This is a genomic window from Microcoleus sp. A6-C6 (genome assembly GCF_036705955.1).
Taxonomy (GTDB): domain Bacteria; phylum Cyanobacteriota; class Cyanobacteriia; order Cyanobacteriales; family Microcoleaceae; genus Microcoleus.
In genome coordinates, this window is record NZ_JAUBVR010000075.1 from 18969 (window position 1) to 30943 (window position 11975).

General features: G+C 44.2%; 7 protein-coding genes. 5 read left to right on the top strand and 2 right to left on the bottom strand.

All coding sequences use genetic code 11. The features are described 5' to 3' along the window. Window positions 1-76 precede the first annotated feature (76 nt). Entirely contained in the window at window positions 77-544 is a 468-nt protein-coding gene (locus QUB52_RS23495) for a tellurite resistance TerB family protein (RefSeq protein ID WP_265237501.1), read from the top strand. Between the two features lie 198 nt (window positions 545-742). After that, window positions 743-6694, top strand: a complete 5952-nt coding sequence (locus QUB52_RS23500) for a trifunctional serine/threonine-protein kinase/ATP-binding protein/sensor histidine kinase (protein WP_332974882.1) — start codon at window positions 743-745, stop codon at window positions 6692-6694. A 69-nt stretch (window positions 6695-6763) separates the two neighbouring features. Here the strand turns inward: QUB52_RS23500 and QUB52_RS23505 are convergent, their stop codons facing one another. After that, window positions 6764-8419: an NAD(P)H-hydrate dehydratase gene (locus QUB52_RS23505; RefSeq protein WP_332974883.1), complete on the bottom strand. Its 1656-nt coding sequence runs from the start codon at window positions 8417-8419 to the stop codon at window positions 6764-6766. On the opposite strand from QUB52_RS23505, the gene QUB52_RS23510 reads away from it, so the two are divergent. Both QUB52_RS23510 and mnmA read left to right on the top strand, forming a co-directional pair. Further along, on the top strand, window positions 8408-8536 hold the full coding sequence (locus tag QUB52_RS23510; RefSeq protein WP_332974885.1) for a hypothetical protein: 129 nt from the start codon (window positions 8408-8410) through the stop codon (window positions 8534-8536). The genes QUB52_RS23505 and QUB52_RS23510 overlap by 12 nt on opposite strands. Window positions 8537-8766: 230 nt before the next feature. Continuing rightward, window positions 8767-9858 carry a tRNA 2-thiouridine(34) synthase MnmA gene (gene mnmA / locus QUB52_RS23515; protein ID WP_332974887.1) on the top strand — a complete coding sequence of 364 codons (1092 nt, stop codon included), beginning with the start codon at window positions 8767-8769 and terminating at the stop codon, window positions 9856-9858. Window positions 9859-10124: 266 nt separating this feature from the next. Here mnmA and QUB52_RS23520 read toward each other — a convergent pair whose 3' ends face one another. After that, complete coding sequence (locus QUB52_RS23520) at window positions 10125-10685, bottom strand: hypothetical protein (protein ID WP_265237511.1); 561 nt, start codon at window positions 10683-10685, stop codon at window positions 10125-10127. Between the two features lie 523 nt (window positions 10686-11208). Here QUB52_RS23520 and QUB52_RS23525 point away from each other — a divergent pair. Then, window positions 11209-11901: a hypothetical protein gene (locus tag QUB52_RS23525; protein WP_332974888.1), complete on the top strand. Its 693-nt coding sequence runs from the start codon at window positions 11209-11211 to the stop codon at window positions 11899-11901. Window positions 11902-11975: the final 74 nt, after the last annotated feature.

Consider the following 11975-nt stretch of genomic DNA (forward strand, 5'->3'; position numbering starts at 1 on the left):
ACCAATGACTACTGACCAATGACTACTGACCAATGACCAATTTTCAATTCCCAATTAGCAATTACCAATTTTAACTATGCAAACCCCACCACCTCCATCAATTACGCCCCGCCAGATGAACCTGCTGAGAATTGTTGCTTCAATGGCCTGGGCTGACGGCGAACTGGCGACAGAAGAAGTTAATTTAATGCTCGATCGCTTTTGCCGTTTGTTTGCCCCAGATGCCGATGGACAACAAATGCAACAGGAATTGCGGGATTACATCATGCAAAATATCCCCCTTGACGAGTTGATTCACCAACTAGAAACTCAAGAGGAAAAAGAATTAGTCTTGCAACTTGGCTATGAAGTGATTGCATCTAGTTCTCGCACTCCCGATGAACCCAAAATTAACGCTGACGAAGCCGCAGCTTATCAAAAATTAGTGCAGTTGCTGAATCTTTCAGACGATACTGTCAAGCGTGTTGAAGCAGAAGCATCAGATACTTCGGAGGGAATTGTAGAGAAGATGGCTCAAAAATTAGAAAAGTTCATCAAGCGCTAGTTTGGACATACGGTTTTCACCGTCGGCTATTCAACCCGCGGAGGCTCGTGAGTGTTTGTATAGCCGCGGTTTCAACCGCCGGGTATTCACCATCATTATTCACTATTTTTGTTTGTCCGTAATTTCACTCTCTTGCTTCTAATTCTGCATAGTGCACTGTAGAGTTATAAACTAATTTATTGACGGGAATCAAAATTTATGCTCCCAGCTTTGAGAATTGCTAGTTATGACTTACAAGAACTCATCCACCAAGGAACTAACACAGCTATTTATCGTGCAGTATCGATCGCAAACCGACTGCCTGCCATCCTCAAAGTTTTAAATACAGAATATCCTACCCTAGAACAGATAACTCGCTTAAAACACGAATATCAGATCACCGCATATCTCGATTGCGAGCACACCGTAAAAGTCGATCGCCTAGAAATTCACCCAAACTGCTTAGTATTAATCTTAGAAGATTTTGGCGGCATCTCGCTCAAACAGTGGATGGCAAAAGCCGGGAATGCTGGCAGGATTTCTGCAACGCATGAGACACAACCGCTTGCAGACGGCGGGGAAAGCGCTGCGATTCGCACAACTGTTGTGGAAGCAGCAACTGCGCGTTACCAATTGCCGATCGCCCAATTCTTAAACATCGCCATCCAATTAGCAAAAGCTTTAGTATTCCTGCATCAAAATCAAATCATTCATAAAGACATCAAACCAGCTAATGTTATCATAAACCCCGAAACAATGCAAGTAAAACTTGCAGATTTTAGCATTGCTTCGCGGTTAAACAAAGAAACGCCAAACTTAAAAAATCCCGATCGCCTAGAAGGAACCCTCGCCTATATGTCCCCGGAACAAACCGGGCGGATGAATCGCGCTGTAGACTACCGCAGCGACTTCTACTCTCTAGGTGTCACCTTTTACGAATTGCTGACAGGAAAATTGCCATTTACCAGCAACGAACCGCTGGAATTAGTCCACTGTCACATTGCCAAACAACCGATTTCTATTCAACAACTAAATCCGCAAATTCCCCCAGTTTTGGCAGAAATTGCCGAAAAACTGATGGCAAAAAATGCCGAAGACAGGTATCAAACAGCAACGGGATTGTTAGCAGATTTAGAACTCTGCCAGAATCAAATCGAGGATTCAGGTAAAATTTCTAATTTTATTCCCGGACAACTGGATGCCATGAGTCAGTTGTTAATTCCACAAAAACTTTACGGGCGAGAAAAACAAATAACACAATTATTGCAAGCCTTCGATCGCGCTAGCAAAGGCAGCAGTGAAATTGTCTTGGTAGGTGGCTATTCCGGGATTGGCAAATCAGCATTAGTCCACGAAATTCTGCGTAATTTAACCAGGCAGCGCGGATACTTGGTTTCGGGCAAATTTGACCAATTCAAGCGCAATGTTCCCTATGCTTGTTTCAATCAAGCCATGCGGAGTTTGGTGCAGCAGATTTTGACTGAAAGCCAAGCTCAGATTGAGTCGTGGCGAGAAAAAATGCTGCGAGTTTTGGATGCGAATGCTCGAATTGCGATCGAAGTCATCCCCGAATTAGAATTAATTTTAGGCCCGCAACCAGACGTAGCACAACTGGGGGCGATCGAATCTCAAAACCGCTTCAACCGAGTGATGCAGCAGTTACTTCAAGCAATTGCCACCGCCGAACATCCCTTAGTAATGTTTCTCGACGACTGCCAGTGGATAGATGCTGCAACAGTCAATTTATATCAACAAAATGGCCTCGCAAAAATCCCTTACTTGCTAGTAATTGTTGCTTATCGGGATAACGAAGTCAGCCCGACGCATCCATTGATGCTAGCGAATGAAGCAATTCGAGCTGCGGGCATTCCGATAACAGCTATTACTTTAGAACCGCTAGCAATTGGCAGCGCCATTCAACTAATTGCTGAAACTTTGAGATGTGCTGCTGAAACAGCGAGTCCACTGGCGAATTTGCTAGTGCAAAAAACTGACGGAAATCCATTTTTTTTCAAGCAAATGCTGAAGTATTTGTATCAAAAAGGCTGGTTGAGATTTCACCCGCAGGCTGCTGAGTGGCAGTGGGATATTAAACATATTCAACGCCAGGATATTTCAGAAAATGTTGTCGATTTGATGGTGAATAAAATTAAAACTTTGTCAACTGCAACCCAGCGAATTTTGCAATTAGCGGCTTGTACAGACAATCAGTTTAGTTTGGATGTACTGTCGGTGGCTAGCGGACAATCTTGGACTCAAACAGCGCAGGATTTGTGGGAAGCGTTACAGGTGGGCTTGATTTTACCTGTAGGTAATAGCTATCGGATTCCGCAAGTATTTGAGCCGGAAGAGTTGGAAAAGTTGGGGATAACGGCTGGAGATGTGTGCTACAAATTTATGCACGATCGCGTTCAGCAAGCTGCTTATGCCATGATTCCTGACGCACAGAAAGAACCTGTTCATTTGGCGATCGGGCGTTTGTTGTTGCACAGAAGTACCGCATCCCAACGGCAAGAACGAATTTTTGATATTGTCAATCATTTGAATTTTGCTGGCGGGTTGATTTCCGAGTTGAGCGAAAAGTATGAATTAGCTGAGTTAAATTTGCAGGCTGGCAAAACTGCGAAAGCTGCTTCTGCGTTTGAAACGGCGCTGAGTTTTTTCCAGTCGGGCTGCAACTGTTTATCGGCACAAAGCTGGGAAGATAATTATGCGTTAACTTGGGCGCTGTATTTTGAATTGGGCGAAGCTGAATATTTGAATGGGAAAAATGACGAGGCTTTGGCAATTCTAGACTTCATTTTGCCTCCAACTCAGACATTGTTAGAGCGGTGTCGGATTAATGAGTTGAAAATGACTTGTCTGCGGATGAAAAATGATTTGCCTGCGGCTTATCAGTTAGGTATCGAAACGCTGCAATTGTTGGGAATTGAGTTTGAAGCTGACCCGGATGATGGGTATTTGCTTAGGGAGTTGGCAAAGACGAAGGAGATGATTGGGGGTTCGATCGCCAATTTAGCCGATTTACCAGAGCTCACCGATCCGCTGCAACTCGCCGCCCACCGGATTTTGAAAGAACTTTACCCCATTGCTTACTTTACCAGTCCCAACGCTCAATTTTTGTGCGCGATGAAGTTTGTGCAGGCGACAATCGAACATGGTAACTGCCGGATTTCCGCCTTTGGCTACATTGTGTATGCCTTTACTTTGATTGTTAAATATGGCGAAATTGAGGCTGGTTTGGCAGCAGGAGAACTGGGTTTAACTCTCTACGAACGCTGGGATGCTAAAGAGTTAAGTGCTTATATTTTCTTGCTGTGGGGGGCTTGTTTGCACTACATCAAACATATTGATGAGTCCAAGGTTTTTATCGTCAAAGCTTTTAATAGCGGTTTAGAGACAGGTGCTTATCAGTGGTCGGGATATGCTGCGATTAATTGTCTTTGGTTCAGCTTTTACGGCAATGAAACGCTGCAAAAAACCACCGCTGTTATTGAGGAATTTATACCTGTTTTGCAAAAAATTGACCGCAATATGCTGGCATTTTTTATGCTAAATAAATCGGCAATTGCTCGGCTTACTCGTGCTGCCGAGAGTGCAGAAAATCCCCCAACTTTCATCGACGAAGAGTCGCTATTAGAATTTGCTGAAGCCTCGGCAGATTTGATGACTTCTTGTGTGGTTTATATCTACAAACTAACCGTGGCGAATTGGTTTGGCGAGGTCGATAGAGCATTAGAATATGCCAATATTGGTGCTAAATTCTTGCCTGGTGTTGCGGGGATTTTCCTGAGTCCGGTTTTTTGCTTCCACCGGGCTATAGCCCTGGCTGCTGCTTGTACAAATGCCAGCGAGGGCGAGAATCGCCAAATCTACCTAGAACAGCTTAACCTGAGTCTGGAAGAGCTTGGAGAATTTGCGAAAAACTGCCCTGCAAATTACCAGCACAAGTATTTAGCCATCCGGGCGGAAGTGGCGCGGTTGTCGGGACAAAAGTATGAGGCGGCAGAATGCTACGATAGTGCGATCGCCCTCGCAATAGAAAACGGCTTCATTCAAGATGCCGCACTCGTTAATGAATTAGCTGCCCGATTTTATTTCTCTCAAAATCGGCTTATTTTCGTCAAAAATTACCTCAACGATGCCAGAGTTTGCTATCTCCAGTGGGGCGCTACAGCGAAAGTCCGTCAACTCGAACAATATTATGCCAATTTATTTCCTGAAGCTGTTGAGTTGCGAATTGCTGCAACTGTAACCGCGAGTACATCTAGTCATGCTAATGTCTTAGATTTAGCAACAGTAATCAAAGCATCTGAGGCAATTTATAGTGAAATTGTCTTAGAAAAATTGTTGAAGAAACTGCTGCACATTATCTTAGAAAACGCTGGCGCGCAAAAAGGTTGTATTCTTTTAGAAAGAGACGGGCAACTGTTTGTTGAAGTCTCGGATACTAACCGCACGACATCAGCCACATTTCAGGAGTCAATGCTGGTTGAAAATAGCTCGGATGTTGCTATTTCTATAATCAAGTATGTTGGGATAACTCAGCAACCGCTGGTATTGAGCGATGCAAGTCAAGAAACAATTTACCAAGCGGATACTTACATTCAGAATTGCCAACCCAAATCGATTTTATGCGCGCCGATTTTGTATCAAACTAAGTTGATTGGCATTGTGTATTTAGAGAATAATATGGCGATTGGAGCATTTACGCGCGATCGGCTAGAACTGTTGCAACTGTTAACGACGCAAGCGGCGATCGCCATTGAAAACGCCCGCCTCTACGCCCGCGAACAACACAAATCCCGCCAGTTGACTGAATCTCTCGAAAACCTGCAACAGTTCCAAGTCGAACTCATCCAAAAAGAACAACAATACCGCAGCATATTTGAGACAGTAGTAGACGGACTTTCGCTGATGGAATTGGATACCGGTAAATTCATCGCAGCTAACCCCGCACTCTGTCAAATTTATGGCTATTCTCAGGAGGAATTACTGCGTTTAACTCCGCCAGATTACATTCTCCCAGAGTATCTGCATTTATTCGCCGAATGGCAACAAACTATAAGAAGACGCCAAGAATTTAGCTGTCAAGCAGTCATACAGAGAAAAGATGGTACGCTGTGCGATGTTGAGGTAAAAGCAAACTTTTTTGAGTACGATGCGCAACCCCACGCCCTGGTAATTAATCGCGATATTAGCGATCGCAAACGTGCCGAAAAAGCTGTGCAAACATCGGAAGCTCAATTGAGGCAAAAAGCTGAAGATTTAGAAGCAATACTCATTCAACTCCAACAAACTCAAGCACAATTAGTTCAAACTGAAAAAATATCGCAACTCGGACAACTGGTTGCTGGAGTTGCCCACGAAGTGAATAATCCCGTTAGTTTTATTTCTGGCAACTTGCATCATGCCAAAGACTATGTTAGCGATTTGATAAGTTTAGTCCAGGTTTATCAAGACAACTTTCCTGATCCGGGTCAACAAGTTTTAGATGAAATAGAAGCGATTGAATTAGAATATTTAGTTGAAGATTTGCCGAAGATGATTGACTCGATGAGATTGGGAACAGATCGCATCCGCGACATCATGCAATCTTTACGAAATTACTCGCGTAGCGACGGGATTGAGAAAAAACCAGCAAATATTCATGAAGGAATTGATACCACATTAATGATTTTGTCGCACCGACTCAAAGCCAATAGCCATCGCCCCACGATTCAAGTCATCAAAAACTACGGGGAATTGCCTAATATAGAATGCTATCCGGGGCAATTGAATCAGGTATTTATGAATTTGATCGCTAATGCGATCGATGCTTTGGAAGAATCTAATTTTGGTAAAACCTACAAACAGATTGAGAGCAATCCCAATATAATTACAATTTCGACCTCTGCGGAAAACAGCAGCGAAAAACTGATAAATCGTACAGTAAAGATTCGGATAGCTGACAATGGACTTGGAATGTCAAAAGACATCAAACGAAAATTGTTTACGCCATTCTTTACAACTAAAGCTGAAGGTAAAGGAACCGGATTGGGACTGCCAATTTGCCACGATATAGTCACAAAAAAACACGGGGGAAGTTTAGAATGTGTTTCAGCGCCGGGAATCGGCACAGAATTTGCGATCGCCCTTCCGGTGCACAACATTCCTATCAAGGATAATTAGGGCATTAGGCAAAGCCAAGTGATCCCGGTGTGCGATACGAATTTATGGCAGCGAGTAGGACGATCGCCCTCAAAATTCTCGTAATGTAGGAATTAAATACTGTGTCAATGTAAAGGCATCTACTCCTAATTCTGTCCGTTCTTTGGCAGCCATGATTCCGGCTTTGGCGTGCCACCAAACTGCTGTTGCAGCAACTGATTCGGGGGGGGATTTGCGGGCGATCGCACTTGCCAACAGTCCCCCCAACAAACCAGTCAGAACATCGCCGCTGCCGCCTCTAGCGAGGGCTGGGGTGCTTTCTGGATTGATATAGGTGATGGTACGCGCGGCGCAGCTATCCCCTAGGGAATCGCCCCGATCGCTCCAACTGATGCAAACTTTAGCTCCTTTGAGCAATACCACTGCACCGCAAAGCTCAGCCGCTGCTTGAGTTGCGGCAATTCGATCCTCGCCCATTTCGTCCGCTAATTCGGGAAACAAACGCTTAAATTCGCCCGGATGAGGTGTGATAATTGTCAGTGCTGAGCGTTCCGACAAAATCGGGACTGTGCCGAGTTGAGCGAGAATATTTAAACCGTCGGCATCTATAACTAAAGGTCGATCGCACTCCAGTACAGATTCTACAGCGATCGCGGCTTCCAATGTCAGACCAGGCCCTACTGCGATCGCATCATAGACACCCAAATCGATCGCTATCGGCAACTCGCTAATTGCACCATTTGGGGTTTCAGGACACCCGATAACTAAAGCTTCTGGCAACTGACTGCTCAACATCGGTTTAATCGACTCAGGAACAGCAATTGACAGCATTCCCACACCGCTAGCCCTTGCTCCCAATGCTGACAAAATTGCCGCTCCGCTGTACCGACCAGAACCTGCAATAATTAGTAAATGACCGTTAGTGTATTTGTACGAAATTGGCGATCGGGGCAATGGCAAATGCTGAATTGCCGATGCTTTAATAATGCGTTGGATTGATGGCGAATCGCCCAATATTGCTGCAATATCTGGGACGGGAATATCAAAATCAATTAATTCCGAACTGCCGATATATTCTAACGCTTTGTCTTGCAGAAATGCCATTTTCCACAATCCCAAACACAATGTATGTTTTGCTCTGATTGCAGTCCCCAAAACTGCTCCGGTATCTGTATGAATTCCCGATGGAATGTCGATACTAAAAATGGGTATGTTTAAATTATTTATTTCGTCAATAGCTGCGGCGGTGGGATTAGTAATTTCTCGTTCCAATCCAAAGCCAAATAAACCATCTACGAGCAAATCGCAGTTTTTTAGTGATTCAACTTTGTCTACAAAGGGAATATTTAAAGAATGCGCATAATCAGCATGACTTTTGGTGAGTTCTTTAAACTTAGAAAACGGGCAGTAAATAACTACGGAAAATCCTTGAAAGTGCAATTCGCGAGCCACAACCAAAGCATCACCGCCGTTATGTCCCGGCCCAACCAATACGCCGATAACTGGCAATTGAAAATTAACAATTTTTTGCCCTTCTCCCTTTTTCCTCCTATTGGTTAAATCCGTTAAATCCCGTACATTGCTCGTTGCCGAACTTCGCTCTTCCTTCAACAGCGCCTGAATGCGTTTAGCAATCAATCCGGCGACTTTTTCCATTAAAGCTGCGACTGGCATTCCAGCAGCAAATATTCTCGCTTCTATTTGCCGCATTTGGTCGGCGGTGACAACAAATTTTTGAATAATCATAAGAAGAAGGAAGAGGGAAGAAGGAAGAAGGAAGAAGGAAGAGGGAAGAAGGAAGAGGGAAGAAGGAAGAGGGAAGAAGGAAGAGGGAAGAAGGCCCTTCGGCTTCGCTCAGGGTGAAAAGAAGGAAGAAGAAAGAAGGAAGAAGAAGGAAGAAGTAGAATGAAGAAGTAAGAGATACACAGTAAGCCTTTGAGCGATCGGTATTTTACGTTTAATTAGGTGGCTTTACTTAATTAGTGTTAAAATTTCAGCTAACAGCAGCAGTACCATTTTGTAGTACATTTGTGGTATGATCGATTAGCTCGATCGCACAAAGTAACAGTAAAATAGCAAATTCTCTCCGTATCATGAACAAGATTGTTGTAGGCCTCTCCGGCGGGGTCGATAGTTCCGCAGCAGCCGCAATTTTACACCATCAGGGCTATGAAGTGGTGGGTTTAACGCTGTGGCTGATGAAAGGCAAAGGTCAGTGCTGCTCTGAGGGAATGGTCGATGCCGCTAAAATTTGCGAAGATTTGGGCGTTCCCCACCACATTGTTGATAGCCGTGAAGTCTTTAAGGCAAGTATTGTCGATTTTTTGGTGGACGGTTACAGTGCAGGAGTTACGCCTTTGCCTTGTTCGCAGTGCAATAAAACTGTGAAGTTCGGGCCGATGCTCAAGTTTGCTCACGAAGAATTAGGAATTGAAAAGATTGCGACGGGACACTACGCTCGCATTACCTATGATACTGCTACGGGTCGCTATCAGTTGCTGCGGGCGATCGATCCTGGGAAAGATCAATCTTATTTCTTGTATGATTTAACACAGGATTTACTCGCGGGTACGGAGTTTCCTTTGGGGGAAATTACCAAGACTGAAACTCGCAGAATTGCGGCGGAATTTGGCTTGACAACCTCTGATAAGCCGGAAAGTCAGGATTTGTGCTTGGTGGAAAGCAACGGTTCGATGCGGGCTTTTCTGGACAAGTACATCGCGCCGCATAGGGGTGATATTGTTGACAAGGCGGGCCGGGTACTCGGACAGCACGACGGCGTGCACCACTACACCATCGGCCAGCGGAAAGGCCTCGGAATTGCTGCGGCGGAACCGCTGTACGTGATTGAACTCGATGCTGGTGCTAATCGGGTAATTGTGGGCGATCGCCAGTTGGCGGTAGAATCTGAGTGTACGGTCGATCGGGTAAATTGGGTTTCTGTCGCTCAACCGACTGCTCCGATTCGGGCTTCTGTACAGATTCGTTATCGATCGCAACCCGTCCCCGCTACAATTATTCCTGTAGAATCCTCACAAGCAGACGAAAAAGCCAGTAGTACAAGGGTCAAGGTGATTTTTGACGAACCACAGTTGAGCATTACCCCCGGACAAGCCGCTGTTTGGTATGACGGAGATGTACTGTTGGGCGGTGGGATTATTGAAAGAAACAAACTCCCAAGATAAGACGGCGGTTGAAACCGCGTCTACAGAAACAAAACCCGGATGGTGCGCGGGTTGAAGAAGAGCAATTAAAATTACGTTATTTTCTTCAGAAGACCGGGCGGTTGAAACCGCTTCTACACAAACAAAACCCGGATGGTGCGCGGGTTGAAGAAGAGTCGGCAATTGAAATTACGTTATTTTCTTCAGTCCGCGGAGGCGGACTTCGTTTTTGTAGGCGCGGTTTCAACCGTACGTCCCATCTTTTTGTGGAACCGGCTAAGATTTTCCTAACCTGCTTTCTTTTCCAAACGCAACACATTTCCCCTAGCATTAGTGCGGTAAACCCAAGTTTGGCGACCATCAGAAATCACAACCCGCCAACCTTCGACAATCATTTGGCCGCAAATTTCATCAGCTTTTACGATTCCCAAACAAGTATTCGGCCAACTTTGCCGGCTCGATTCAGTTACTTTCAACTTGTCAGCAGCAATCCCAGTTTGGCGTGACAAGTCTTGGCGAACTGCTGCTGCTAAGGTTGCGGGCAATTGGTTCGGGGGATTTTGGCGCGTACCCTCGGCCAAATTGCCCGGTTCGGAAATTAAACTATTTAGTGCCAATCCAGAATAGCTAATGTTTTTTAACACCGCCGTTGGATTCTCTTGCTTTTCCAACTGGGCGAGGGAATGTTTTAGACCACCCGCGTTAGCCGCAGCGGTGTGTATTAGCACCGGATACATTTCCCATGCGAGAATTCCTGTGAGCACTAAAGCCAAGATTAAAGGATTTGGCTGCTTTTTACCTCGGTTTTGACTGTTTTTAGAGTTATTTTCGGAGATTGGTTTCATCATAAGCCCTCTTTCTCACTTTACACTCTTGCGATCGCTCCCGATCACTCAACTCCAGATACTTATTTAGACACTGTTGCTGGTGTTGTTGGTTCCTTTGTGCAGAGCCCAGTTGACGCCAGTCGTGCAGCACAAGTATTTTATACTCGCTGCCGGCACTTGTATTTTGTGGAAACTTGCACTACCCAGCTATTACTTAATTTTTACTTTTAGTCTCGCGGTATCGAGAAAAACTTAGGCATAAGTAAATATTCTGAAAATAATCGGATTTTGGGCCAGAATCTCACTACAAATGACTATTCATCTTTCCAAAACACAAGAAGCTGTTTTAGACTGTGGGAGGCGAGCTGAGCCGCCGATATCAAAGGGATGCCGCACAATCTGTTGCAACAGGATGGGAACGCATTACAAATTAAGCCAGCTATCGCTGATTAATTGTAGCATTCTGGTTTTCAAGTGCGATTCCCAAAATACTTTAGTAGCGCTCGTTACTTTTTTAGTACAATTTTGTTTAAATGTATTGATTATGAACAAAAAATCCCTGGGAATCCATTTAATGAATCGACTGAGCTATCCTCAAAAATTTACCTTAATTGGTTTTTTATTTGCGATTCCGTTAACCTTGGTGATGTACCTGTTGATTTCCGAAATCAACAGCAGGGTTGATTTTGCCCAAAAAGAAATCTACGGTAATCAATACCTGCGCTCGCTGCGCCAATTGAGGGAATATATACCGAAACTTCAACAGTTAAATTATCAGGGTTTAAATCCCAATTTTAGCAAGCCAGATCCCAGCGGAAATTTAGAAGCTAAGATAGACGCCAACTTTCAATCCTTGGCAAAGATTGATCGCCAGTTAGGAAAAATTTTATTTTCTACTCAAAAATTCAATGCCACTTATCAAGATTGGCAAAATTTTAAACTTCGTCGCAGTCAGTGGAGTTTAGAAACTTACGATTTTGTCTATCATAAATTAGCCGCAAATATTAATAAGTTGAGCGCTCATGTCGGCGATACTTCCAATCTAATATTAGACCCTGATTTAGATACCTATTATTTGATGGATGCCACTTTGCTGAAGATTCCAGAAATGCAAAAACTCTTGTCAGAAATTAGGCTAATTTCTCGCAAAAATAGCTTACGCTCGGATGCGACATCTGAAGAAAGAGCGCAACTGATTACTTTTTCTGGAAAATTGAGAGAACTCAATAAAGATTAGACCTCTTGCAAAAAAAATCTATGCTATAATAGAAGGTTTTCAATTTAATCCCCCTAGAGCTAACTCATAATTAT

Bases quoted from the DNA above. Each gene is read 5' to 3' on its own strand.
- QUB52_RS23495 (WP_265237501.1), top strand. From the start codon at position 77: ATGCAAACCCCACCACCTCCATCAATTACGCCCCGCCAGATGAACCTG.
- QUB52_RS23500 (WP_332974882.1), top strand. From the start codon at position 743: ATGCTCCCAGCTTTGAGAATTGCTAGTTATGACTTACAAGAACTCATC.
- QUB52_RS23505 (WP_332974883.1), bottom strand. From the start codon at position 8,419: ATGATTATTCAAAAATTTGTTGTCACCGCCGACCAAATGCGGCAAATA.
- mnmA (WP_332974887.1), top strand. From the start codon at position 8,767: ATGAACAAGATTGTTGTAGGCCTCTCCGGCGGGGTCGATAGTTCCGCA.
- QUB52_RS23520 (WP_265237511.1), bottom strand. From the start codon at position 10,685: ATGATGAAACCAATCTCCGAAAATAACTCTAAAAACAGTCAAAACCGA.
- QUB52_RS23525 (WP_332974888.1), top strand. From the start codon at position 11,209: ATGAACAAAAAATCCCTGGGAATCCATTTAATGAATCGACTGAGCTAT.